Annotated in this window: 19 protein-coding genes and 1 pseudogene; 11 read left to right on the top strand and 9 right to left on the bottom strand. The window is 66.9% G+C overall.

All coding sequences use genetic code 11. The features are described 5' to 3' along the window. Window positions 1-117: 117 nt before the first annotated feature. Window positions 118-2,610, top strand: coding sequence for a Tex family protein (locus QE394_RS04160; protein WP_349033812.1), 2,493 nt, complete (start codon window positions 118-120; stop codon window positions 2,608-2,610). Between the two features lie 80 nt (window positions 2,611-2,690). Beyond that, the gene (locus tag QE394_RS04155; protein WP_349033811.1) at window positions 2,691-3,041 is read left to right on the top strand and encodes a hypothetical protein; all 351 of its coding nucleotides are present in this window, start codon (window positions 2,691-2,693) and stop codon (window positions 3,039-3,041) included. Window positions 3,042-3,045: 4 nt separating this feature from the next. Here the strand turns inward: QE394_RS04155 and QE394_RS04150 are convergent, their stop codons facing one another. The 3 genes from QE394_RS04150 to QE394_RS04140 all read right to left on the bottom strand — a co-directional run bounded on the left by QE394_RS04150 (window position 3,046) and on the right by QE394_RS04140 (window position 5,749). Continuing rightward, window positions 3,046-3,891: a DUF2071 domain-containing protein gene (locus QE394_RS04150; protein ID WP_349033810.1), complete on the bottom strand. Its 846-nt coding sequence runs from the start codon at window positions 3,889-3,891 to the stop codon at window positions 3,046-3,048. A gap of 73 nt (window positions 3,892-3,964) precedes the next feature. Continuing rightward, a complete protein-coding gene (locus QE394_RS04145; RefSeq protein ID WP_349033809.1) occupies window positions 3,965-4,825 on the bottom strand; it encodes an NAD-dependent epimerase/dehydratase family protein in 861 nt (286 codons plus the stop codon). 3 nt (window positions 4,826-4,828) lie between these two features. Further along, window positions 4,829-5,749: an MSMEG_6728 family protein gene (locus QE394_RS04140; RefSeq protein ID WP_268158976.1), complete on the bottom strand. Its 921-nt coding sequence runs from the start codon at window positions 5,747-5,749 to the stop codon at window positions 4,829-4,831. Between the two features lie 156 nt (window positions 5,750-5,905). Here QE394_RS04140 and QE394_RS04135 point away from each other — a divergent pair, with 156 nt between their 5' ends. Then, on the top strand, window positions 5,906-6,487 hold the full coding sequence (locus QE394_RS04135) for a hypothetical protein (protein WP_056084063.1): 582 nt from the start codon (window positions 5,906-5,908) through the stop codon (window positions 6,485-6,487). A 134-nt stretch (window positions 6,488-6,621) separates the two neighbouring features. On the opposite strand, the gene QE394_RS04130 is transcribed toward QE394_RS04135, so the two are convergent. Beyond that, entirely contained in the window at window positions 6,622-7,290 is a 669-nt protein-coding gene (locus QE394_RS04130; protein WP_349033808.1) for a transglycosylase family protein, read from the bottom strand. A gap of 332 nt (window positions 7,291-7,622) precedes the next feature. Here QE394_RS04130 and QE394_RS04125 point away from each other — a divergent pair, with 332 nt between their 5' ends. The 3 genes from QE394_RS04125 to QE394_RS04115 all read left to right on the top strand — a co-directional run bounded on the left by QE394_RS04125 (window position 7,623) and on the right by QE394_RS04115 (window position 10,294). Beyond that, window positions 7,623-8,684 (top strand): adenosine deaminase, encoded by a 1,062-nt coding sequence (locus QE394_RS04125; protein ID WP_200937918.1) that lies wholly within the window; start codon window positions 7,623-7,625, stop codon window positions 8,682-8,684. A 258-nt stretch (window positions 8,685-8,942) separates the two neighbouring features. Continuing rightward, complete coding sequence (locus QE394_RS04120) at window positions 8,943-9,875, top strand: glycosidase (RefSeq protein WP_349033807.1); 933 nt, start codon at window positions 8,943-8,945, stop codon at window positions 9,873-9,875. Between the two features lie 104 nt (window positions 9,876-9,979). Then, window positions 9,980-10,294 (top strand): acylphosphatase, encoded by a 315-nt coding sequence (locus tag QE394_RS04115; RefSeq protein WP_056084069.1) that lies wholly within the window; start codon window positions 9,980-9,982, stop codon window positions 10,292-10,294. Here the strand turns inward: QE394_RS04115 and QE394_RS04110 are convergent. The 3 genes from QE394_RS04110 to QE394_RS04100 all read right to left on the bottom strand — a co-directional run bounded on the left by QE394_RS04110 (window position 10,272) and on the right by QE394_RS04100 (window position 17,067). Beyond that, entirely contained in the window at window positions 10,272-13,916 is a 3,645-nt protein-coding gene (locus QE394_RS04110) for a TM0106 family RecB-like putative nuclease (protein ID WP_349033806.1), read from the bottom strand. The two genes, QE394_RS04115 and QE394_RS04110, sit on opposite strands and share 23 nt — an antisense overlap. Before the next feature lie 198 nt (window positions 13,917-14,114). Further along, window positions 14,115-15,314, bottom strand: a complete 1,200-nt coding sequence (locus QE394_RS04105) for a TerC family protein (RefSeq protein ID WP_268158967.1) — start codon at window positions 15,312-15,314, stop codon at window positions 14,115-14,117. 37 nt (window positions 15,315-15,351) lie between these two features. Further along, window positions 15,352-17,067: a RecQ family ATP-dependent DNA helicase gene (locus tag QE394_RS04100; protein WP_349033805.1), complete on the bottom strand. Its 1,716-nt coding sequence runs from the start codon at window positions 17,065-17,067 to the stop codon at window positions 15,352-15,354. Between the two features lie 188 nt (window positions 17,068-17,255). Between QE394_RS04100 and QE394_RS04095 the strand changes: the two are divergent. After that, window positions 17,256-19,584 (top strand): annotated as a pseudogene (locus QE394_RS04095) (FdhF/YdeP family oxidoreductase). A 99-nt stretch (window positions 19,585-19,683) separates the two neighbouring features. Here QE394_RS04095 and QE394_RS04090 read toward each other — a convergent pair. Together QE394_RS04090 and QE394_RS04085 are read right to left on the bottom strand one after the other, a co-directional pair. After that, window positions 19,684-20,013: a DUF6457 domain-containing protein gene (locus QE394_RS04090; protein WP_056084085.1), complete on the bottom strand. Its 330-nt coding sequence runs from the start codon at window positions 20,011-20,013 to the stop codon at window positions 19,684-19,686. A 13-nt stretch (window positions 20,014-20,026) separates the two neighbouring features. Continuing rightward, the gene (locus QE394_RS04085; RefSeq protein WP_056084088.1) at window positions 20,027-21,001 is read right to left on the bottom strand and encodes an aldo/keto reductase; all 975 of its coding nucleotides are present in this window, start codon (window positions 20,999-21,001) and stop codon (window positions 20,027-20,029) included. Between the two features lie 352 nt (window positions 21,002-21,353). On the opposite strand from QE394_RS04085, the gene fdhA reads away from it, so the two are divergent. From fdhA to QE394_RS04065, 4 genes are all read left to right on the top strand, one after another. After that, the gene (fdhA, locus tag QE394_RS04080; RefSeq protein WP_056084091.1) at window positions 21,354-22,565 is read left to right on the top strand and encodes a formaldehyde dehydrogenase, glutathione-independent; all 1,212 of its coding nucleotides are present in this window, start codon (window positions 21,354-21,356) and stop codon (window positions 22,563-22,565) included. A gap of 124 nt (window positions 22,566-22,689) precedes the next feature. Next, window positions 22,690-23,043 carry a GNAT family N-acetyltransferase gene (locus QE394_RS04075; protein WP_056084094.1) on the top strand — a complete coding sequence of 118 codons (354 nt, stop codon included), beginning with the start codon at window positions 22,690-22,692 and terminating at the stop codon, window positions 23,041-23,043. A 166-nt stretch (window positions 23,044-23,209) separates the two neighbouring features. Continuing rightward, window positions 23,210-24,571 (top strand): MFS transporter, encoded by a 1,362-nt coding sequence (locus QE394_RS04070; protein ID WP_261619344.1) that lies wholly within the window; start codon window positions 23,210-23,212, stop codon window positions 24,569-24,571. 9 nt (window positions 24,572-24,580) lie between these two features. Further along, the gene (locus tag QE394_RS04065; protein ID WP_349033804.1) at window positions 24,581-25,345 is read left to right on the top strand and encodes a dienelactone hydrolase family protein; all 765 of its coding nucleotides are present in this window, start codon (window positions 24,581-24,583) and stop codon (window positions 25,343-25,345) included. Window positions 25,346-25,369 lie beyond the last annotated feature (24 nt).

Raw genomic sequence — 25,369 nt, 5'->3', positions numbered from 1 at the left:
TGGAATACCCTTACCGGCCGCGCGGCCCGGCGCATGCCCCCGGACGCGCAATCTGAGGAAGCGCGCTGGCTCCTGCCGCCGGTGGAGCGCAACTGGCGGGTAAGGCAAGATGTTCTGGTGACCCAACAGCCGCAAGCCCCTTCCAAGCCCGCAGCACACCAGCCGGACGACGCCATCTACACACAGATTGCCGTGGAACTGGGCGTCAAGCCGTGGCAGGTGAAAGCTGCCGTCGATCTGGTGGACGGCGGGTCAACGGTCCCGTTCATTGCCCGGTACCGCAAGGAAGCCACCGGAACGCTGGATGACGGCCAGCTCCGCGACCTGGAAGAGCGGCTGCGCTACCTCCGGGAACTTGCCGACCGCCGTCGTGCGGTCCTGGAAGCCATCGAGGCCCAGGGACAGCTGACATCAGAACTGAAGAAGGCCATCCTGGCAGCGGACACCAAGTCCAGACTGGAGGACATCTACCTGCCCTTCAAGTCCAAGCGCCGCACCAAGGCACAGATAGCGCGCGAAGCAGGGCTTGAGCCGCTCGCCGACGCACTCGTAAAGCGTCCCGAGCTCGATCCGGAGCGCGAGGCCGCCAAGTACCTCAACCCTGAACACGCCATCGGTGACGCGGCCGGAGCCCTCGCCGGCGCCCGCGCCATCCTCGTGGAGCGCGTTGCCCAGGACCCCGATCTCGCGGCCACGCTCCGCGAGCGACTCTGGACACAGGGCCGCATGGTGTCCCGCGTGAAGAAAGGCAAAGAGGTGGACGGCCAGAAATTCGCTGACTACTTCGACTTCACCCAGGCGCCCGCAGGAATGCCGTCCCATCGTGTGCTCGCGCTGCTGCGGGGGGAGAAGGACGGCGTCCTTGAACTCGACCTCGCCGAGGCGGATCCCGCGGACGACGACGCCCTGGCCGCCTCACGGGCCCGCTACGAGTCCGCGGTGGCAAAGTTCCTCGGGGTCGCCCACCGCGGCCGGCCCGCCGATGCGTGGCTGATGCAGACCGCCCAGGTCGCCTGGAAGTCCCGGGTGCTGGCCAGGCTCACTGCAGATCTGCGCGGCCGGATGTTCGCGGCCGCTGAGGACGAAGCAGTCCGGGTGTTCGCCGCGAACCTCCGGGATGTCCTCCTGGCCGCGCCCGCAGGCAACCGCCCCACCCTGGGCCTGGACCCGGGCCTGCGCACCGGCGTGAAGGTGGCGGTGGTGGACGGTACCGGCAAGGTCGTTGCCACAGACACGGTGTACCCGCACGCTCCGGCTCGGAAGTGGGACGAAGCCTTGGCATCGCTGGTGAAACTGGCGCGGCAGCACGCCGTCGAACTCGTGGCCATCGGCAACGGAACCGCATCCAGGGAGACGGACAAGCTCGCCGCCGAGCTGATCAAGCTCCTCCCGGACGTGGACCGCAAGCCGCAGAAGCTGGTGGTTTCCGAAGCCGGAGCGTCCGTCTACTCGGCCTCCGCACTCGCCGCCGCCGAACTTCCCGGCATGGATGTTTCACTGCGTGGCGCCGTGTCTATTGCCCGGCGTTTGCAGGACCCCCTCGCGGAGCTCGTGAAGATCGATCCCAAGTCCATCGGCGTGGGCCAGTACCAGCACGACGTCACCGCATCAAAGCTGGACAGGAGCCTGGACGCGGTGGTGGAGGACTGCGTGAATGCCGTCGGCGTAGACGTCAACACCGCCTCGCCGGCGCTCCTTAGCCGCGTGGCCGGCGTCGGAGCACTGCTCAGCGAGAACATCGTGGCGTACCGGAACCAGAACGGTCCATTCGGCAAGCGTTCGGACCTCAAGAAGGTGCCGCGGCTGGGTGCCAAGGCCTTTGAGCAGTGCGCCGGCTTCCTCCGGATCACCGGGGGAGTGGAGCCGCTGGACGCGTCCAGCGTCCACCCGGAGTCCTACGCGGTGGCCCGGAAAATCCTGGTGGCGGCGGGCGCGGCGCCCGCGTCGTCGCTGGATCCGCGCGACTTTGTGGACGACACGTTCGGCCTGCCCACCGTGACGGACATCCTTGCTGAACTCGACAAGCCGGGCCGCGACCCGCGCCCGGCATTCACCACTGCCACGTTCTCCGAAGGCATTGAAAAGATTTCCGACCTGAAGCCCGGCATGGTCCTCGAGGGTACGGTCACCAACGTGGCCGCCTTTGGGGCGTTTGTGGATGTGGGCGTGCACCAGGACGGCCTGGTCCATGTGTCTGCCCTGTCCAACCGCTTCGTGTCCGATCCCCGCGAAGTGGTGAAGTCCGGCCAGGTGGTGCGCGTCAAGGTGCTGGAAGCGGATCCGGACCGAAAGAGGATTTCCCTGACGCTGAGGCTCGACGACGAACCCGGCCCGCGCGGACAGGCTCCCCGCGGTACGGGGACCGGCGTGCAGCGCCCCGCGGGTTCGTCTGCAGGCGGCGCCAAAGCGCGGGATTCCCGCAGGGGCGGTCCGGGTGCCGCTCCGCAAGGTGAACGGAATGCCCGCGGAGGCCAGGGTGGCAAGAACGCGGAAGGTCGAACCCCGGGTGCCACCGGCGGCCGCTCCGCCGGACGCGGTGCTGCTCCGCAGGCTGCGCCCGCGAACACTGCCATGGCCGAGGCGCTGCGCCGGGCCGGGCTGGGGAAGTAGGGGCGCCTGACGGGGCTGCTGGACCGGGCCGGTGGAACGGTGGGGTTTCGGGCGGGGCAGCTTTCTGCAAGGGTGGGGCCATGACCTTTTTCCTGGAGTACACGATCCCGGCCGCATCCAGCGACGACGAGTTTGAGTTTCCCCACGATGAGATCAATTCCGGCACCACTATTCCGCTGGCCCAGACCGGCGCCGGGGTGGTCCATTCCTCGGAACTTCCCGCACGCACCAGCATCGTGGGAGCCACGGTCCCCGAGGCGAAACTTGAAGCTGAGCAACTGATCTCGCACAGCCGCGCCTCGGAAGCCGCCCTGTACTTTGATCCCTCTGAGTCGCTCGGGACTGGCGTTGGCACGCTCGTTGCCACCTTCACCGACAGCAAGGGCTGGCAGGACACCCCCGGGCAGGATCCGCAGGGGAGCACGTTCTAGCGGTTCATCCCGGACGCGGGCTCCCCAGCAGGCGCGGCTTGCCGAACCTTGTCTGCACCCCGGGTGAGTAGAGGACGGACTCCGGCGGTCCTTCGGCCGTGATCCCCGCAGACTCAACCAGCCCGTCCGCGAGCGTATGGACATCTGCCTCAAAAAGGGGCCAGGGGCTGTGCGTATTGGGAATGAAGGCGGTCCGGCCGAAGAAGCGGCCATGCATGCCGAACCGCGCCGTCAGGAAGACGGACAACGGGTCTGCCGCCGCCGCGCCGAGGCGGGGAACAACCGTAAAATCGCTGCCGGCCCCTGTGCCGCCGAAGCGGCGTACCGAGTAGCCCACCGGGGCGGCCCCGCAGTCCGATACCGTGGTTCCGGCCGCCGACCAGGTCTTCTGCAGCCCACCAACCCCCAATGGGAAGGTTGGCCAGCGCCGGATCTTTGACCAGACGTAAGGAATGCCCACTGCCCGGGTGGCCATCACCACCGGCAGTCGGTTGGCGTCCAGGCTCAGGAACACCACGCCGTGCGTCCCGTCGGGCGCACGTGAATAGAGTCGGACGTTGACCTCGTTGAAGCTCCCCAGGTACGGGATGCCGGGCCCGCGCCCCAGCCCGGCATGTTCCATCCGGAATCCGATCAGCCCCACCCAGGAACTGCCGTCAAAGACGTCCGGCCGGACGCCCGCCGGCATGAACCGCGCCACCACGGACACATCGATGCGCCAGTGCAGGAAAACGGCGTCCAGCCAGCGCTGGGAGGAGAGCACCGGGGCGGGCAGCCCCGGCGGGTTGGGCCACTGGTCATCCGCAGGCCGCACTGTAAGCGGACCACCGCCCGGAGGTGGAACAGTCATGGCTGAAGCCTAAACTGCGCAGGGGCACAGAACACCGCCGACTCGAACTCCGCACCGGTCTCCACCCAGCCGCTTAGGGGTGCCGTACCCCGTTCCCGGCTAAAACATCCCGGTATCCTTCCCGGAAGCTGGGAAGCGCAAAGGTGAAGCCGGTACCGCGGAGAAGCTTGTTGGAGCACCGCTTGTTGCCGCCGCGTGCCGGTCCGGCGTCACCCACGGCTGGTTCGGGCAGCTTCATTTCCGCGGCCAGGAACCGGAGCACCGAGCCCAGGTCCGCGGCCTCGTTGTCCACTCCGATATAGACGGGCGCGGGGGTGCTTTCCATCGTGGCAAGATGCACCAGTGCGGCCGCGGCGTCGTCGCGGTGGATGCGGTTCGTGTACCGGACATCCTGCGGGACCACCGCTGAGCCGGTCCGCACCTGGTCGATCAGCCTCGTCCGGCCGGGCCCGTAGATACCGCCAAGCCGCAGGGACACCGCCGCGGTACCGGAACCCGCAAGCCTGGATTGCAGCAGGTCCTCAGCCTCCACCAAAACCCGGCCGGAGAAACCGCCCGGTTCCGGCGGCGTCCCTTCGTCCACCCAGCCGCCGCCGGCGTCGCCGTACACAGCGGTGGACGAGACAAAAAGCACCCGGCGGGGGATCACGCCGTCGCGCTCCAAAGCATCCAGCACGTGGGCCACGCCGTCCACATAGGCGGCGCGGTACGCGTCTTCCCTGGGTGCATCCGCCGCCACGGCAATCACGACGACGGACGTGTCCGCCGGGACCGGCGGCAGCTGGGCGGAGCTCAGGTCAGCCGCCACGCCTTCGATGGCCGCCGGAAGTTTGGAAGGGGAGCGGCGCCAGCCGACAACCCGGTGACCCAGGCCGGCGAACCGAAGCCCGGCCTCCGTGCCCAGGTCGCCGCAGCCTGCCAGAAGGATCGTCATGGGTTACGGTGCCTCCACCGGAAAGAAGACGCGCGGGTCCTGCAAGAGGGCCGGGTAGGCGAACGCGGAGCGGTCGATGATCTCGTTGACAGTGAAATGCCTGCCGAACCGGCCGTCGTCCAGGGTGATGGGCCGGCCTGTCACCTGGCCCACGGCGAACTTGGCGCCCTTCTCGAACGGAACGGCAACCGGCGTCTTTCCCGGCAGGGTGGAGAAGGCTTCCTCCTGCGCGAGCCGCTTGCGGGTGGGCTTCTTGGCCTGCGGCTTGGGTGCGGCCTTCCGCGACTGCTTTGAGGGCCGCCGGGACTTCTCCTCGAGGTACACGGGGCTGTAGTCGTCGTCCGAACCCGGTGCGCCCGCCGCGGCAGCGTTGCCCCTTCCCACGGGCGGCAGCGCCACCGTGTCCAGCGTCTGGGGATCGACGTCGGCATGCGGGTCCCGGAGGATCCACAGGATGTCCCCCTCGGGCTCCTGCGGGAGGAACTCATGCCGGGGTTCGGGCCAGATGTAGTCCATCTCCGGAATCGCATCGGAGAAGAGGGGACTGTAAAACTTGGAGTCCTTGTGGACCAGCTTGGACCGGTGGCTGAGGTGGAAATCCGGATCGCCGAGCCACGGCGGCAGCAGGATCTTCGACGCGTAGTCCGGGTGGGCGGCCTGCGGGGCGAACTCGGCGATGTTGGCGCGCGTGTTGTCCGGGTGGCCGCGTTCCATCCACTCGTCCACCATGGCCAGGCCGTACATGGTGAGGGCCGGGACGTAGCCCATCCACATCCGGATCGCGGGGTGGGTCTGCCACCCGTATCCGGGAAGGACCAGCGCACGGAGTGTCTGCAGGGCCTCCACCCGCTGCTTGCCCAGCCGGGCGGTGTCCAGTGCAGCGGCGCTCTGCCGGAAATCAGGGTACGGGAGGAAGGTTTGCATCCATTCAGTCTGACGGCAGGTTGCTGATGTGCCAATTGCAGTGCCGGGCGCCACAGGAAGGCCTGCCGGATGTCCAGATAGTGGACGGTTGCATACTGGCGGAAGGTCGAACCACTAAGATCACCGCAACCCATCCCGCGTTTTGGAAGCTACCTCATGACATTTACAGCTGAAAACCCCGCCTCCCGCCCCGCGCAGCCCCGGTACGGACTGATGCTCGGTCCCGAAGCCAACGGCATCCTGGTCCTCGATGAGTTCACCATCGACCCCGCCGCTGCCCGCTACGAACAGCACGGTTTCCGGGCCGGCATGGCTACCGTTGCCAGGACCATGCGCCGCATTGCGGCCCTACGCTTGGTGATCGCCCTCGTGGCCATCGGCAACCTCCCGCTGTTCCTGCTCTCGAGCGGATGGTGGATCTACGCCGTCTCGCTGGCCCTCGTCATCGGGGTGCACACGGCAGTGACGCTGTTGAACCGCCACGAGCCGCGCCTGAAGCAGCGCTCCGCACTGGAACTCCACCTGCACCGGGAACGCAGCGCCAATTACCGCAAGGTGCGCGACGCCGTGAAGTACGTGGTCGACACCCCGGCACGCATGAACGAGCACCTCTACCTGGAACTGCTCGCCGTCAAGCGCGTTGCACTGAACCTGGCCCACGGCACTGTGGCCCTGCTGGACACCTCTGACGACTCGGCCTGGAAGGTGCGCATCGTCCGGGAGATTCCCGCCAGCTGAAGCTGCAGCACCCGGATTTGGCATCCGAGGCACAAAATTAAAGAGAACGACGCCGGCACATCCCTTGTGGGGGCGTGCCGGCGTCGTTCTATGGTCAACGGAATTTGTCTATCGCCGACCGGTTTTGGAGCCCGCTAGGCGGGGAGCTGGAGCACCTGTCCTTCAAACACCAGGTTGGGGTCCGAGATGGTGTCCAGGTTGGCGTCGGCAAGGTGCTGCCAACCGCCTGCAACGCCAAGCTTATCGGCGACGATGCTCAGGGTGTCGCCGGCTTCGAGGGTGTAGGTCTCCCCGCTGAGGGCTACGGAGGTAGCGTGCCGGGCGGGTGCCTGGGCGGCGGGCGCAGCTGCTACGGGAGCGGCTTCGACGGCCGCGGCCTGGACGGGTGCCGCCTGGACCGGCGCCTGCTGCACGGGTGCCTGCTGCACGGGTGCCTGCTGCACCGGGGCGCCCCCGCCACCGTTCAGGCCGAGCTGGGATGAGCAGGAAGGCCAGGCGCCCCAGCCCTGGGAGGCCTGGACGCGCTCGGCCACGGCGATCTGCTGTTCGCGGCTGGCGTCTGCCGGCGAACCGGAACCGCCGTAGGCCTGCCAGGTGCTGGAGGTGAACTGGAGGCCGCCGGAGAAGCCGTTGCCCGTGTTGGTGGACCAGTTGCCGCCGCTCTCACACTGGGCCAGCGAGTCCCACGTTGAGGTGGGGGCGGCCGCGTTGGCGGCGCCGGTGGACAGGGCGATGCCCGCCACGGAGATAGCCGCCACGGTGGCTCCACGGCGCGCAACAGTACGGAAAGAAGATTTATTCATGGTGGTGATGCTCCTGAAGGCCACCCGCGCTGGCTCCGTCCCCGAAGATCGTCGCGCTACTGCCCGCCCCTGACAAATAGAGGTCAACGTCGGTGGCTGCCGCTGGGCAGTTCTGGTGAAGGCAGCACCTGGCATTCATGCGCCCGCCGGACGGGCATGCATTTCACGCTAAAACATAGGCTCGGCGTTATCAAATCGAGATAGGTGCTGCACTTCGCAGTGCGGGCAAGGGCAGTTGAAGGGGCCACCGACGGCGACGGCGGCCTCCGCCCAGGTGCACGGCTCCGGGGCCCGGGCAGGCGGGAACCCTCGTGGGGGATTATCCTGACCGGATGGAAAACTTTGAGGGTGAGCCCGCTGCGCCCGAAACCGAAGTGTCAGAATCCAACGCCGCTGTCCCTGCCCGGCTCCTTCCGGTAGCTGAACTGCACCTGCACATCGAAGGCACCCTGCAGCCTGAATTGATCTTTGCCCTCGCGGAACGCAACGGCATCACCCTCCCGTACGCAGACCTTGACGAACTGCGCCAGCGGTACGAATTCACCGACCTCCAGTCCTTCCTGGACCTGTACTACGCCAACATGGCCGTGCTGCAGACCGAAGAGGACTTCGCGGCCATGACCCACGCCTACCTGGAACGCGCGGCGGCCGCCGGCGTCCGGCATGCCGAGATCATGCTCGACCCGCAGGCCCACCTGTCCCGTGGCATCTCCCTGGAGACCTGCGTCAACGGCGTGGCGTCCGTGCTGGCCACCTCGATGGAGGACTTTGGGATGTCCACCATCCTGATCGCCGCCTTCCTGCGCGACCTCCCCGAAGAGTCGGCCCTCGAAGTCCTGGACGCCCTGCTGGCAATGGACGCACCGATCGGTGCCATCGGCCTGGACTCCGCGGAGGTGGGCAACCCGCCCGCAAAATTCGAGCGCCTCTATGCCAAGGCCCGCGAAGCAGGCCTGCGGCTGACGGCCCACGCAGGCGAGGAAGGGCCGGCGTCGTATGTTGTGGAAGCCCTGGACGTCCTGGGCGTGGAACGCATCGACCACGGCATCCGCTGCATGGACGACACCGACCTGGTGGAGCGCCTGGTGGACGAGCGGATCCCGCTCACGGTCTGCCCCCTGTCCAACGTCCGGCTCCGCACCGTGGACACCTTGGCTGACCACCCGCTGCCGGCCATGCTGGCCGCCGGACTCAATGTGTCCGTGAACTCTGACGACCCCGCCTACTTCGGCGGCTACGTGGATGACAACTTTGCCCAGCTGGAGGCCGTGTTCGAGCTGTCTGAATTCGACAAAGCAAGGCTCGCGGCAAACTCCATCCACTCGTCGTTTGCGTCCGAAGAACGCAAGGCAGAGCTGCTGGAGGAACTGAACAGCGGGGAACTGGCGCACTGACCCGAGCCTTGCGCGTCCCGGCCGCCCAATCTCCGGCTAAACTTGGTCCCGCAGGCGGGTCAGGGACGTGCGGGAGAAATCCCGCACCAGCGCAAGAAATGGTCGAGCAGCCGGCCTTACCCGAGACCGCCGCCTCAGTTGTTGTGACCTGCGCTTCATAGTCGGTCACGACACGCAGAGTTAACCAATTAAAGTCGCGCGATTTAACGGGCACTTGGCAAGATGCTCTCATCGGATCGCTCACACACTAGGGGAATCATGGCCAAGTCCACCGCAGAAAACACCTTCCTTCGACTCAAGACCGTGCTGGATGTCCTGACCGAAGGCGTGTGGTCCGGTGATGCGCTGAATGCGGGCCAGGTCCTGGCGGAATCCACGGCACGCGTGCCGTTCAACGAGCACGAGGCCGAGCTGCTCAGCGGCGGGATTCCCCGCGGGCACAAGACCCTCACCTCGGCCACCGCCAAGCTGGTCAAGGCCGGCTGGCTGGTCAAGGGCCGCTCCGGCTGGACCATCACCGAGGACGGCATGCGCGCCACTGTCGCCTACCCGGATGCTGTCTCCTTCGCTTCCGCGCTCGACGCCGGCACTCCCGTTCCGGCCGACACCCCGGTTCCGGCAGCTCCCGCCGGATTCGTCCGTCCGGTGTCCGCCGCTGCCGCCACCCTTGAGGTGCCGGCCAAGGACGACGCCAAGAGCGCCACCAAGAAGTCTCCAGCGAAGAAGGCGCCGGCCAAAAAGGCTGCCGCTGTTGTGGAGAAGGCCGCCAAGGCGATCGAAGACGCCGTCGAGCCCGTGGTGAAGGCCGTGCGCAAGAAGGCACCGGCGAAAACGGAAGCCGCCACACCTGTCGCAGCCGAGCCGTTCGAAGGTCCGGACGTGGAGACGCACCCGCAGCCCGAGGCCGTGGCTGTTGCCGGCGACTTCAACACCATCCTGGGTGCCCCCGAGAACTGGGCGCCGCAGTATGACGAGGCCCAGATGGAGTTCGACTTCCTGGACCAGCTGTGGAAGAAAAGCGCCGAACTGCCGGCCGGCCACTACACCTTCAAGATCGCGCTCAACCGCTCGTGGACCGAAAACTACGGCGCATTCGGGACGTTCGATGGCCCCAACCACGAGCTGCACCACTCCGGCGGCACCGTAACCATCCGCTACGACCACTCCACGCGCGACATCACCATCAACTAAGCGCCCATCCTCCCCAACTGGGTAGCAGTTGATGTCGTTTTGAGCCCTCATAACGACATCAACTGCTACCCAGTTGGGAGGGCGGATGCCGAGGAGGCCTACCCATGGCACGCCACGCAGAACCAACCGCTGACGGGCCGTCGGCTCACCAGGTTCGCTTGAGCGCCCGCGTGTTCGGGGTGGTGCAGGGTGTCGGCTTCCGGTACCGGACCATGGGTGAGGCTGAGGAGCTGGGCCTGACCGGTGAGGTGAAAAACCTCGACGACGGTTCGGTGGCCCTGGTTGCCGAAGGTGCCGGCGACCAGGTGGGGAAGCTCCTGGACTGGCTGAACTCGGACCGCGCCCCCGGCCGGGTGGAGCGGGTGGACCACTCCATGTCCGACGCCCAGGGATCATTTAGGGACTTCCGGGCACGCTGAGCCCGATAAAGGCCCCCAGTTCCTCCAGGGCCGCCGGCTTATGCGGCATGTAGTTCGTGAGCTCGGGGGAGCGGACGATGACCGCCCGCCACTGGCCACGTGACACGGCCACGTTGATCCGGTTCCGGTTCAGGAGGAATTCGGCGCCCCGTGGAGCTTCCGCCACCGCAGAGCAGGCCATCGATACCAGCACCACCGGTGCTTCCTGGCCTTGGAACTTATCCACCGTTCCCACACGGACGTCCGGCAGGCCGGCGTCGGCCAATTCCTTGCGGATCAGGTGGACCTGGGCGTTATACGCGGCCACCACCAGCAGGTCCTGCTGCTCAAGCGGCCGGGCTGCTAATTCCGGCCCGGCCGTCCATTTCAGGCCTAGGTGCCGGTGTGCCTGCCGAACCACCTCCGCCGCTTCCTCTGCCGAGCTTGTCGAATTGCCGGTGTGCTGCACGACCACGGTCTCCACGCCCGGCGGCACGGTTTCCAGCTCACGCAGGGACGCGGCCGGTGCTGATTGGAGCCTACTCTCGTAGCTGAGCCTCGACACCGCAGCGCACAGTGCCGGATGCATCCGCCAGCTGTCAGCCAGGAAGTATCCCAGCCGTGCCGGCAGGGTGGCGTGACCGGCGGCCAGCCAGCCGAGGGCGGATTCATCCACCGGCTCCGGATGGGCACCCTGCGTCACCTGGGGGAGTTGCTGGGGATCCCCCAGCAGGAGGAGCCGCTTCGCTGCCCGGGAAACGGCGAGCGTGTTGGCCAGGGAGAACTGTCCGGCCTCATCGATCACCAGCAGGTCCAGGGAACCGGCCGGGACTTCCTTTCCGGTCATGGTCCAGGCCGTTCCCCCTACCAGGCAGCCGCCGCCAGACTCCAGCAGCCGTGCGACATCGCCGTCGGCCGTAGCTTTCCACGGCACCTCGTGGGGCGCAGAGAGCTTCTTCGCCACCAGCGAGGGGTCCACCCCGCCCTTATCGATGGCCCGGCAAAGCAGGTTCTCCACCACGTTATGCGATTGGGCCACCACGCCCACCTTCCAGCCTTCGCCGACGAGCTGGCCGATCACGTGCGCGCCAACGTAGGTTTTGCCCGTGCCGGGCGGCCCCTGGACGGCCAGGTAGGAACGGTCCAGGTCCCGCAGCGAAACAGCGATGGCGCCTGCATAATCGGCAGCGCCATCGGCCCCGTGCTGAACCTCGGCCGGGCCGGGCAGCGTGCGGAACCGCGGCGGCAGTTTGCGAAGGATGTCCAGGCCCGGTTGGGAGGGCAGTGAGGGAACCGCGGACCCCACGGCCTTCGCAAGTTCCGCCAGTGCGGCCTCAATACTCACCGTCGCCAGCGGCTGGTCCTCGGTGAGGGCCATCGGGAAATGCGGGTACGCCGCCACCTTGGCGGACTCGCGTTCGGCGATGGTAATGAGGGTGTAGGCCGGGTTATCCGGTGCAGCCTGCAGGTCGCTGATACGCGTCCCGAAGTTGTACGCCCGGGCTCCCTGCGCTGCATCCGGCGCCGCCATGCCCTCCGGCGGCGGGGCGTCATAGAGACGGCACCAGGTGGAATCCGTACGGAAGTCGGAACCTTCGGTCATAGTGCCGCGTAGTTTCAGCACACGGGTCCGCATCCGCTCCCGCGGCTTCGCCAGTGCCCAGTCGGAGGACACCTCGGCGGACTCCACCACGAACACATTGCGCTGATCGGACCAGCTCTCCAGGGAAGCCTCCACCCGGTCAAAGTGCTGCCACCAGAACTGTTTGCGTTCACGGCGGTGGTATCCGGTGGCCGCCGCCACCATCGCGATGGCCCGTTCATCGTCCGTCCAGGGGCGGTTGTCCGGGAGGCCGGCAAGGTACTCGTGAAGCCGGCCCTCCTCAGGGGATTCGCCCCGCGCGTCCCGGCGTCCCGTGGTGGCATCGCCGGATCCAGGGACTCCGGATCCGGTGCCCTCCCGTGCTTCCGCCGGAAGTCCGGAACCAGCTTGGGGCTGGATGTCCAGCAGCCAGTCACGCAGGCGCAGCGTGGACAGGCAGTCGTACTGGTTGTAATCGGAAATGGAGGCAAGGACGGCGTCTGCCTCGGCTTGGTGCCCGGCGTCGCGGGCGGCGCAGTAGGCCGCGTAGGCCACCACGGACGCCCCGGCATCCTTGACGTCCCCGGAGCGCAGGTTGTCGCCCATGTACAGCGGCTCGAGCTTTTTGATGGAGTAGGACGCCTCGGAGATGCGCAGCGAGTGCTTCACCGTGGCGTAGAGGTCCACCAGGAGCCCTTTCCGCAACCAGTCGTCCACGGTGTCTTCGCCCGCCTGGTGGGCCAGGGACAGGTTACGCAGCGCCGTCTTCTCGTAGGCGGCGTAGTGGTAGACGTGCATGTCCGGATACTGCCTGCGGCGGTTCTCCACGTACTCGAGGAAATCCAGGAAGGCTTTCCGTTCCCCGGACCGGGAATGGGCCCAGAAGGGCCGGAACACCGGATCGCCCCCAGCGTCGGCGACGGGTGCCTCGATCACGCCGAACAGGTACTCGATGCCCCAGACTCCTGTTGCCGGGTCCTGCCAGAGCGGATCGCCCTCAAAGTCGAAGAAGATGTCCCCGGCACTCGGGGCCGGCAATGTGCCGATGGTGTGTTCCGGCAGGACGCTGTAGGAAACAGTGTGTGGCTCGCCGTCTTTACTGAACGTACGGGACCCGGCGGCAGCATCGAGCCCCAGCTGCATCCTGGCTTGGGCACGCAGCCGGGCCACTGAGTTTTTCGCTGCAGCAGCCGGCATGGCAGCGAGTTCGTCGATGCTGGTGATGCCGGCCGCGTGGAGTTTCCTGCGCTGGACCACCGACATTCCCGCGACCATGAGGAGGTCGCGGTGCAGGCTGACCTGTTCTGCGCAGTAGTCGCACCGGCCGCAGTGGACTATGCCTGGCTGCTGCCACCGGACCGCCCCGCTGCCCTCCCGGTGTTCGGCGGTGAGCTGGCGGAAGCGCCGGCGCCGTTCGCGGAAAACGGGGAGCAGGTCCGGCAGGGAATGGCTGCTGCGCAACCAGTCCTCACCCACGCGGGTGCCCAGCACGAGGGTCACGACGGGGGAGGGGTCCAGCCCCATCCCGAGGAGCTGGTCACCGTAGGCCGCCAGCTGCAGCAGGGCGCCCACCTTGGCGTGCCGGGCGAGCTTGGTGTCCCAGACCTCATACCGGCCCGGCAACCCTGTTCCGGCGGCCTCGTTGACCAGGAAGTCCGCATAGCCGAGGAACTCGCCATCGAAGAAGGTGGCCTGGAAGACGACGTCGGCTCCGGAGCGCAGCGCGAGCTCGGTTTCGGCGTGCTTTGCCTGGAGTTCCCCGCGGACGGTGTTGCCGCGTTCCAGTGAGTAGACGCCCGCCCCGCGGCTGGCATCCCATGTTCCGTATTTGGCCACGAGGCTGGCCAGGACGGTCTGCTCGTGCCGGTCGCCCAGCTCGCCGGCCCGGACCCGCATCTCGTCCGGAGGGAATGCGGCCTTGGGGGACCGGCCCAGTTTCTCGTCCAGGACGCGGAGCGTGCGGTATTCACATTCGCTGGCCGCCACGAGGTCGCTCGCGGAGAACACGAGGTCCGGCGCAGCACCGGGACCGGCACTGGCATCGGCTTCGAGCAGGAACACGGGGCCTCCCCATTGGACAGCCGGGCCGGGGGACGGTTCCCCTGACCCTGGTTTACAGCTGCTTCAAACGTAGCAAGAGGGGCCGACAACCAGGGCGGGAGCAGCAGCCCTGCAGCGCTTATCCTCGAATCTAGGTAGCAGTTGATGTCGTTTTGAGCCCTCAAAACGACATCAACTGCTACCTAGTTGGGCAGCGCGTCAGCCGTTGGCGTCCGCCCGTACCTGGGCTTTGTCGTGCTCGTCGTGGGCCTTGCGGATCAGGGCCAGGAACTCGGTTTCGTTCCGGACCAGGCGCTTGTACTTCTCCGGGAGCTTGCGGATCTGGTCCTCCTCGCGGACCATCTTGGCGAAGATCTTGTCCCGCTCCGCCATATCCGTTTCGTAGTTCAGGTCCACGTACTCAGTGGCATGCCGCCGGGCTCCGGAAACGGCGTTCTTGGCCTTGCCCTTGGGGCTGAAGATCGAGGCCAGGATGGTGAGCACCAGCACGCCGAGGATCACGCTGAGCGACAACCCGGTGCTGACTTCCACCACGTTGACGTGCTCGCCGTCGTTGATGAACGGCAGGGTGTTTTCGTGCAGGGCGTGCAGGATGAGCTTGACGCCGATGAAGCCCAGGATCACTGCCAGGCCGTAGGACAGGAAGATCAGCCGGTCCAGCAGGCCATCAATGAGGAAGAACAGCTGCCGCAGGCCCATCAGCGAGAACGCGGTGGCGGTGAAGACGATGAACACGTTCTGGGTCAGGCCGAAGATCGCCGGGATGGAGTCCAGGGCGAACAGGATGTCCGTGCCGCCGATGGCTACCATCACCAGCAGCATGGGGGTCAGCACCCTCTTGCCGTTCTCCATGGTGAAGAGCTTGTCGCCGTCGTAATGCTCGGACGCCGGCAGGAACTTCTTCGCGAGCCGGACCACGAAACCTTCGGAGTCGTCGTCGTGGTCGTCAGGCTTGAGCAGGTTGCCGGCGGTGATCAGCAGGATCAGCCCGAAGATATAGAAGACCCACGCGAAGCTGTTGATCAGTGCTGCGCCCAGGAAGATGAAGGCCGTGCGGGCAATCAGGGAGAAGACGATGCCGAACAGCAGCACCTTCTGCTGGTCCGCGCGGGGCACCTTGAAGCTGGACATGACGATCAGGAACACGAAGAGGTTGTCCACGGACAGGGCCTTTTCCGTGACGTAGCCGGCGAAGTACTCGGTACCCATGGTGGGTCCGCCGAAGAGCAGCACCCCCAGCCCGAACAGCAGTGCGATGCCCACGTAAATCGCCGACCAGATGGACGATTCCTTCAGCGTGGGGGTATGCGCCTTGCGGACGTGGAAGAAGAAATCGAAGGCCAGCAGCCCCACGATTCCCGCGATGGTCAGGGTCCAGACATAAAAAGGAACTTCCACGCGGCGGCCTTTCGTTGGAACGTGTCCCTGAAGCTTACTAAGCAGGCTTCAGGAGTTTATGCTCCAGCACGGCCGAACGCGACAGGGTCTTGTAGCCCTCCTGCTCGAACAGCACGGTGATCACGTCGTCCTCGTGCCGCATCACCAGGCCGGGGCCCCACTCCTTATGGACCACTGCGGACTGGAGCGGAAACGGATCGTCGGCCGCCGCGGGACCCGGCCCGCCGCCGTTGTACTCCTTCTTCCCCTTCTTGTCCTGCATCTTTCCGGAGCCGGGCCCGGCTGGCTTGCCGGGGTGGCGTGCGGCCTCGGCGCAGGCGTCGCAGTTGTTGCAGGGCGCCGCCAGGTCCTCGCCGAAATAGTTCAGCAGGAACTGGCGCCGGCATCCGTCCGTTTCGGCGTAGGCGCGCATCATGGTCAGACGGGACTGCTCCACGCGCTGCCGGGCCTCGGCACGTTCGACGGCGGCCGCCGCCAACGCAGGCAGCTTGGCTTTGGCGGCGAGGCGTATCCCGCGCTTGCCCGTGGTGACCGAACCCGCCTCCTCGAGCTGGTTCACCAAACCCGTGACCCGGCGGGCCGGGAACCCGCTCAGCTCCGCCAAGGACGACTTGGGCACAGGCCCGCCGGCATCCTTGAGGACCTTCAGCACCTTGAGCAGCTTCTCCGGATCCGGGGTGCTGGTGCTGAAGAACTTCCGCAGGCCCAGATCCTCGGAACGGTAGTGCAGCACCGCGGTGGCAGGTTTACCGTCCCGGCCGCCACGGCCGATCTCCTGGTAGTACGCGTCCAGGGACTCCGGGATGTCGGCGTGCACCACGAAACGGACTGTGGGTTTGTCGATGCCCATGCCGAAAGCGGTGGTGGCCACCACCACGTCCAGCCCGTCCGCCAGGAAGAGTTCGTGGATGCGTTCCCGTTCCGCGGCGGCCAAACCGGCGTGATAGGCCTCCGCCCGGAGGCTTTCGGCGGCGAGCTTGGCGGCGTACTTTTCGGTGTCCTTGCGGGTGGCGGCGTACACCAGGCCCTGCCCGTCGCGGGCCAGCCCTGCCACCTGGTGAAGGACGGCGCTGCGCTTGTCCTTGTCCCCATGATGGCGGACCACGTCAAGGTTGATGTTGGGCCGGTCAAAGCCGTGGACCAGCACCAGCGGGTCCTTCATGCCGAGCCGCTCCACGATTTCGTCACGCACCGGGGGAGAAGCGGTGGCGGTCAGTGCAGCCGCTGGCGGGTTGCCCAGCCGTTCGCGGACGGCGCCCAGGCCCAGGTAGTCGGGCCGGAAGTCGTGGCCCCAGGAGGAGACACAGTGGGCCTCGTCCACCACGAACAGCGAGACCCCCAGGCGGGCCAGGCGCTCCACCGTCGTGTCCTTGGCGAGTTGCTCCGGCGCCAGGTAGAGGAATGCTGCCGTCCCGGACTCGGCGGCCTGCCAGGCGGCCTCCACTTCGGCGTCGCTGTGGGAGGAGTTGATGGCGACGGCGGCATCCGGGCCGAGGTCGGCGGCCAGGCCGTCCAACTGGTCCTCCTGCAGGGCGATCAGCGGTGAGACCACGACGGCGGGACGTCCCGTTGCGCTGTGCAGGTACTGGGCCGCCACCTGGTAGATAGCGGATTTGCCGTAGCCGGTGGGCATGACGGCCAGGACATCGCGGCCGTCAACGAGCGCGGTCATTCCGGCAAGCTGGCCGTCCCGAAGCTCCGGGAGGGAAAATGTGGATGCCGCGAGGGCGGCGAGGGCGAGGTGGTCCGGCATGGTACGTCTCCGCGTTGAGGTGCCAGGCCGCTTGCTTCAGCCGTACAACCCACCTTAACGCCGGCCCGGTGCTGCCGCTGGCCGTACCCTTGACTTCCGCGGATGGCTGAACAACTGTGGAAAGAGCGGGAAGTGCCGAAGCAACCGGTGGTTTCCCGGACCCGGCGAGGACGCAAGGAGAACGCATCGTGGTGCGCGAGAACCCCAAGGTTGAAGAGCCCGACGAATCCCGGATCGAGGTCGCCGGACATCCCAAGGCCTGGGCTGCCGGTGTTCCGGGTGTTTACCACTCGATGAAGCCGGCGCTGGAGCACATGGGTGTGGACCGGTCCCGGAAGACGCTGCTGGCGCTGAACCAGAAGGACGGGTTCGACTGCATGAGCTGCGCCTGGCCGGACCCGGGCCACCGCAAGATGTTTGAGTTTTGCGAAAACGGGGCCAAGGCCGTCACCTGGGAAGCTACCCCGGTGGTGGTTGGCAGCGGTTTCTGGGCCGAGCACCCCGTGAGCGAGCTGCGGCAGCGGTCCGAGTACTGGCTGGGAATGCAGGGCCGCCTGACCGAGCCGGTGTACAAACCGGCGGGGGAGGACCACTACCGCCCGGTCAGCTGGGAGCAGGCGTTCGGGATCCTGGCGGACAAGCTGAAGTCACTGCCCGATCCCAACCAGGCCACCTTCTACACCAGCGGCCGGACCTCCAACGAGGCCGCCTTCCTGTACCAGCTCTTCATCAGGGCTTACGGCACCAACAACCTTCCCGACTGTTCCAACATGTGCCACGAGTCCTCGGGCTGGGGCATGGGCCAGACCATCGGCGTGGGCAAGGCAACGGTCTCCTACAACGACTTCGAAAAAGCCGACCTGATCATCATCATGGGCCAGAATCCGGGGACCAACCATCCGCGCATGCTCACCGCGCTGGAGGAGGCCAAGGAGGCCGGCTGCAAGATCGTGGCCGTCAATCCACTGCCCGAAGCAGGCCTGATGCGGTACAAGAACCCGCAAAAGGTGAAGGGCATCATCGGCCACGGCACGGACCTGGCGGACCAGTTCCTGCAGGTGCGGATCGGCGGGGACATGGCGCTGCTGCAGGCGGTCTCCAAACGGGTGCTCGACGCCGAGGCCGCCAACCCGGGCAAAGTCCTGGACCACGCATTCCTCGAGGAGCACTGCGAAGGGCTCGAGGAGCTCCGGTCGCACCTGGCGCAGCTGGACGAGGGTGCCGTCCTCGCGGCCACCGGCCTGCGCACCGAGGAGATCGACGAACTCGCCGCCCGCTACCTCGCAGCGGACCGCGTGATCATCACCTGGGCCATGGGCATCACGCAGCAGAAGAAGGGCGTGGCCACCATCAAGGAGATCATCAACCTGCTCCTGCTGCGCGGCAACATCGGCAAACCGGGCGCCGGAGCGTCCCCCATCCGCGGCCACAGCAACGTCCAGGGCGACCGCACCATGGGCATCTGGGAGCAGATGCCGCCCGCGTTCCTTGACGCGCTGGGCCAGGAGTTCGCGTTCGAGCCGCCGCGCGAGCACGGCCTGGACGCCGTCCAGACCGTCCGCGGAATGCGCGACGGCGGGATCAAGGTTTTCGTGGGCCTCGGCGGCAACTTCGTGGGAGCCATTTCGGACACCGCGGTGGCCGAGGAAGCCATGGAGAAGACCGAGCTTTCGGTCCAGATCTCCACCAAGCTCAACCACTCCCACGCGGTCACCGGCGCCGAGGCGCTGATCCTCCCCACGATGGGCCGGACCGAAATCGACCGGCAGGAAACCGGCCCGCAGTTCGTCTCGGTGGAGGACACGGTCTGCGCAGTGCACGCCTCCCACGGCACCGTGGAACCGGTGGCCCAGGGCCTGCTGTCCGAGGTGGCTATCATCTGCCGTCTGGCCGCCGCCGTGGTGCAGGACCGCAGCTCCGCGGACTGGGCAGGGTTCGAGAAAAACTACGACCTCATCCGCGACCACATCTCCCGTGTGGTCAACGGCTGCGAGGACTACAACCGCAAGATCCGGCAGGACGGCGGCTTCATCCTGCCCAACGGCCCGCGCGATTCCCGGACCTTCAACACCCCCACCGGCAAGGCCATGCTCACGGTCAACGAGCTCGAACACGTGGACCGGCCCGAGGGCACGCTGATCCTGCAGAGCATGCGCTCGCACGACCAGTTCAACACCACCATCTACGGCAACAACGACCGCTACCGGGGCATCAAGAAGGGCCGCGAAGTGGTGTTCGTGAACCCGGTGGACCTTGCCGAGCTGGGCTTCGGGGACGGCCAGCGGGTGGACATCCACGGTGTGTACACGGACAACGTGGAGCGGGTACTCCGGAACTACCGGATTGTCTCCTACCCCTCCGCCAGGGGCTGCGCAGCCGCCTACTACCCGGAGGCCAACGTCCCTGGTGCCGCTGGACAGCGTGGCAGAGGGCAGCCAGACGCCGGCATCAAAGGCCGTCATCGTGCGCCTTGAGCCCGTGGCGGTGCTGGAAGAGGAACCCACCGCCGGGGGCTGACGTGCCGGGCGCAACAGGCCCCGGCCCGCACTGCCGGCCCTGACCCGCACAAGCGGTGCGTGCCAACACCTGTTGTGCGGGCCGGTCCCGGTTCTGCGGCTACTGGGCTGTGTCGGCCCAGCCCTTGCTGGCCGGGCCGCCGTCGTGACCGTCCTCGCACAGCTGGAACGCCACCCTTGCGGCCTTATCAACGGCCGCTGCCGCTGCCTCCTTGTTGCCCGCGCTGCCGGTGCCGGCATGCAGCCCGGCGGCGTAACCCACCATGAATGTGGTGACCGGCGCGGCGGCATGGATCACCGAATCAGCGGATTTCCGGGCCAGGTCCAGGAGCAGCTCCTGGTCAACCTTGAGATCGAGGATCTGCAGTGCCTGTGCCAGCCGGTGGCTCCACTGGTCCAGGACCTGAGCCTCGTCGTCGTTGACTGCCATGGTTCTCCTTGCGTCAGTTATCGATGGTGGACATGTTGGGGTAGCGGGCGCCCGCCGTGGATCCAGCCGGTGCCAGCCGGTCCAGCAGGTCGAGGTCCTCCCGGCTGAGCTCGACGTCGACGGCGCCCAGGTTCTCGCGCAGCCGCTCGCGTTTCTTCGTTCCGGGAATCGGCACGATGTGTTCACCCTGCGCGAGCAGCCAGGCGAGGGCCAGCTGCCCGGGTGTGCACTGTTTGCCCGCGGCGAGTTCCCGGACGCGGTCCACCAGCTCAAGGTTCTTGGTGAAGTTTTCGCCCTGGAACCGCGGGGAGTGCCTGCGGAAATCGTCCGCTGCGAAATCCTCCTCGCTGCGGATCTGCCCCGTGAGGAAGCCGCGGCCCAGCGGGCTGTAGGGAACGAAGCCGATCCCCAGCTCCTCGAGGACGGGGAACACCTTGGTTTCCGGCTCGCGTTCCCACAGGGAGTACTCGGTTTGCAGGGCCGTGATCGGGTGCACGGCGTGGGCCCTGCGGATGGTGTCGGCGGAGGCTTCGGACAGGCCCAGGTGGCGTACCTTGCCGGCCTGCACCAGCTCCGCCATGGCACCCACGGTCTCCTCGATGGGGACCGTCTTGTCCACCCGGTGCTGGTAGTAGAGGTCGATGTGGTCCACGCCCAGCCGCTCCAGGCTGGCATCGCAGGCACGCCGCACGTAGTCCGGGTGGCCGTTGATGCCAACCCAGGAACCGTCCTCGCGGCGTTCGTTGCCGAACTTGGTGGCAATCACCACGGCATCACGCCGGCCGGCGATGGCCCGGCCCACCAGGCGTTCGTTGGTGAAGGGGCCGTACATGTCCGCGGTGTCCAGCAGCGTGCCGCCGGCGTCCAGGAATTCGTGGATGGTAGCAACGGACTCCTGCTCGTCACCTTCCCCATAAAACTCGCTCATGCCCATGCAGCCCAAGCCCAGGGCAGAGACGCTCAATGATCCGATGGTACGGGTCTTCATTCGGTTCTCCTCAGCGGTAGAACGTGCTCCGCACCCACCATGACGGGGGTGCAAAAGCCCTTGGGTGCAGCGTACGCCCCACAGGCAAGTCCCCTGAAGTGTGCTGTCCCAAACATGGGGTCCGCACCCCTAGACCAGTCCAGCGGGCCTGCCTAGACTGGGCGGACCCCCACCCAGGAACCCGCAGCGACCGGCACTTCCGGCAGGCAAAGAACGTCCGGCACGAACGTTTCGGCACGGCCAATACCATCCGGGAGCGCACGATTTCGGTCCGCCGGGTCCCGCCTGCGGGGCGCATCACCTATCCAACCATCAGCCGCCGTACCCGGCAGGCCTGACAACAGGAGAACAGATGACAGGGAACAAAGCCGTTGCCTACAAGGAACCCGGCAAGGTCGAGGTAATCGATGTTGACTATCCCACCTTTGAACTGAAAGACGGCCCGGGCGTCAACCCGGCCAACGTTGGCCGCGCGGTCAACCACGGGGTGATCCTCAAGACCGTGGCCACCAACATCTGCGGCTCGGACCAGCACATGGTGCGCGGCCGCACCACAGCACCGCCGGACCTGGTGCTGGGCCACGAAATCACCGGTGAAGTAGTGGAGGTGGGCCGCGACGTCGAGTTCATCAAGGTAGGCGATATCTGCTCAGTGCCGTTCAACATCGCCTGCGGGCGGTGCCGGAACTGCAAGGAGCGGAAGACCGGCATTTGCCTGAATGTGAACCCGGACCGCCCCGGCAGTGCCTACGGCTACGTGGACATGGGCGGCTGGGTGGGCGGCCAGGCGAACTACGTCCTGGTGCCCTACGCGGACTGGAACCTGCTCAAGTTCCCGGATCGGGACCAGGCCCTGGAGAAGATGCTGGACCTGACCATGCTTTCGGACATCTTTCCCACAGGATTCCACGGGGCCGTGACCGCCGGGGTGGGCGTGGGCTCCACGGTGTACGTGGCGGGCGCAGGGCCTGTTGGCCTCGCAGCGGCAACCAGCGCGCACCTGCTGGGCGCCGCCGTCGTGATTGTGGGCGACATGAACGCTGACCGCCTGGCCCAGGCCAGGAGCTTCGGCTGCGAGACGGTGGACCTGAGCAAGGGCGGCCCGGCCGAGCAGATCGAACAGATCCTGGGTGTCCCGGAGGTGGACTGCGGCGTGGACGCTGTGGGCTTCGAGGCGCGCGGGCACGGCAGCAACGCCTCGGAAGCGCCGGCCACCGTGCTGAATTCGCTGATGGAGATCACCGCTGCCGGCGGCGCCCTGGGCATCCCGGGGCTCTATGTCACCGGAGACCCGGGCGGCATCGACGAGGCCGCCAAGAAGGGCGCACTGAGCCTGAGCCTTGGTACCGGCTGGGCCAAGTCGCTGAGCTTCACCACCGGGCAGTGTCCGGTCATGAAGTACAACCGGCAGCTGATGATGGCCATCCTGCACGACAGGGTGAGCATCGCCAAGAACGTCAACGCCAAGGCCATCCCGCTGGAAGAGGCGCCTAAGGGCTACGCGGAGTTCGACGCCGGCGCGGCCACCAAGTACGTCCTGAACCCGAACGGCTACCTCAGCTAGGAAGGAGTTTCCCGAACGGCGGGAGGCCGGCTCACGGGCCGGCCTCCCGCCGCGTGCGGAAATAAGGCCTGGCTTTTGCGGGTTACGCTTCACAGGTCTTGAACTGCAATGAAGGAGATTTCCCTTGAGCGACATCACCGTCCGCCACAACCCCGAGCGCGAACGCTTCGAAATCCTCGTGGCCGGCCACGTCATCGGCAAGGCCGTGTACAAGGAGTACGACGGCGGGGCCTCGCCGCAGCGGATTTTCTACCACACCGTGATCAACGAGGAATACGGTGGCCAGGGCCTTGCCGGCAGGCTCGCCACGGTGGCGCTGGATGAGACGGCCGACGCAGGGATCGGCATCGTTCCGGTGTGCCCGTTCATCAAGAAGTTCATCGGCAAGCACCCGGAATACGTCGGCAGCGCCGTTGCTGTTAGTCCGGCCCACCTGGAATTCCTGGACAGCGCCCTGTCCGCCCGGACCCGGGGCTGACGGTCCGCCCCCCTGTTTTCGACGCAGAACGCCGTCCTCGACGCGCTGGTTCGTTGACGCACCCCGTATCTGCGGTGCGCCTGCGAACATTCGCCTCGGGGACGGTTTTGCGTCTCGGGAGTGCTGCGAATCGCACGGGCCCCCTCCGTTGAAGCAGACTGTTACCGTGAGCAACAACCCCCGGACCGCCCTGGCCGTGGCAGGCCTAAGCCTGGGCACGGCATTGAACCCGCTGAACTCCTCGATGATCGCCGTGGCGCTGGTGGTGCTGCGGGCCGACTTCGGATTGGACGTCGCCGCCGTCACCTGGGTGGTCACATCCTTCTACCTCGCCTCGGCCGCGGGTCAACCGGTTATGGGCAGGCTGGCCGACCGGTTCGGCCCGCGCCGGATGTTCATGCTGGGCATGGCCCTGGTGGCCGTCACCTGTGCGGTGGCGCCGCTGGCACCCAACTTCGCGCTGCTGTGCGTGGCCCGGGCCGTGATGGCGCTCGGTACCGCCACCGCCTATCCGAGCGCCGTGGTGATGGTGGGGGCCATCGCGCAGCGGGCGAAGGTGGAGTCGGCCCGCCCGCTGGGCCGGCTGCAGATGGCGAACACGTCCGCCGCGGCCGTGGGTCCCGTCATCGGCGGCCTGCTGGTGAGCCTGGTGGGCTGGGAGGCGCTGTTCCTGATCAACGTGCCGCTGGCGTTGGCTGCACTGCTGATCGTGAAACAGGCGGCCCCGCCGGACGAGGCCCGGGAACGTGGCAGCCTGGCCGAACTGCTCCGCGACTCGGACATCCCGGGCATCCTGGCGTTCGTCGGTGCGCTGCTGCTGGTGATGATGGCTGCCCTGAACGTGGCCCCCGGCTACCGCTGGTGGATGCTGGCGGCCGGCACCGGCATTGCTGCCCTGTTCGCGTGGCGGGAACTGCGGTTTGCCCGGCCGTTCCTGGACCTGCGGCTGCTGGGCCGCAACAGGCCGCTGGTCCTGGTCTACCTGGCCTTCGCCGTGTTCAGCAGCGTCTATTACTTCGTCTTCTTTGGTCTGCCCCAGCTGCTGCAGGAATCCGGCGGGTACGATCCCGGCGTGGTGGGCCTGCTGATGCTCCCGCTGGCCGCCATGTCAGTGGTGGCAACCCCGTGGGCCGTGAAGGCCATGGGTCGGTTTGGCGTCCGGCGGGTGCTGCTGGCCGGCGTCCTGCTCCTGACCGTGGCGGCTGCCCTGATGTGGCTGCTGACCGGAACCCTGGCCATCCCGCTGGTGGTGGTGATGACCGCTCTGATGGGCATTCCATACGGCACCGTCAGCATCGCCACCAACCAGGGCATGTTCGTTTCCACCCGGCCGCAGGACCGTGGCGTGGCCGCCGGCATCTACCAGACCTGCAGGTACGTGGGCGCGATTACCGCCACGGTGATGATCGGCGTCTTCGCCTCAGGAGGGGTGCACCAGGACAGCTGGGCCCGGATGGTGGTGGCCATGCTGGTGCTGTGTGCCGCCACCTTCGGCGTGAGCCTGTTCTGGCGGCAGCGGAGCGCATAGCCTGTCCTGATGGGACACATGATGACCATCGGGAACGCCGAAACCTCCGTCCGGGCCTACGTCAGCGAACCGGCCGCCGGCCGATTCCAGGAAAAGCCGAAGGGTGGGCTGCTGCTGATCTCCGAGATCTGGGGCATGGTGGACCACATCAAGGACGTGGCGGACAGGTTCGCCGCGGAGGGCTACCTGGTGCTGGCCCCTGACCTGCTGACGGACATCGGCATGACGCCGGACGTGGCCGCGGAAGTCCTCACCGGCCTCGCCGATCCGGATCCGGAGCAACGCAGCAAGGTCCAGCCGAGGCTCCGCGAGATCACCTCCCCGCTGCACTCGCCAGAGTTCGCGGACAAGGCGGTGGCTGCCCTCCGGGCCTGCTTCGACCACCTCGAGGGGGTGCCGGCACTGGCCGGACGGGTGGCGGTGGCGGGCTTCTGTTTCGGCGGAACCTACAGCTTCACTCTCGCCACCAAGGAGCCGCGCCTGCGTGCCGCCGTGCCCTTCTACGGCACGTGTGACTTCAGCGAGGAGGAACTCGGCCGGATCAATTGCCCCGTCCTGGCCTTCTACGGCGAGGAAGACAAGGCACTGGTGGACAAGCTGCCGCTGGTCAAGGCCAGGATGTTCGGTGCCGGGGTGGACTTCGAAGCGGTGGTGTACCCGGGCACAGGCCATGCTTTCTTCAACGACAGCACCCCTATCCGGTACGACGCCGATGCCGCCACCGACTCCTGGAAGCGCACCCTGGCGTTCCTGGAGCAGAGCCTTAACCAGTAGGGGTTCCCCGGCCGTTTGAGCTGC

This window comes from Pseudarthrobacter sp. SORGH_AS 212 (assembly GCF_030818145.1).
In the GTDB taxonomy this organism is placed as follows: domain Bacteria; phylum Actinomycetota; class Actinomycetes; order Actinomycetales; family Micrococcaceae; genus Arthrobacter.
The sequence above is the reverse complement of the archived record's forward strand: the minus strand, read 5'-3'. Positions and strand labels throughout refer to the sequence as shown.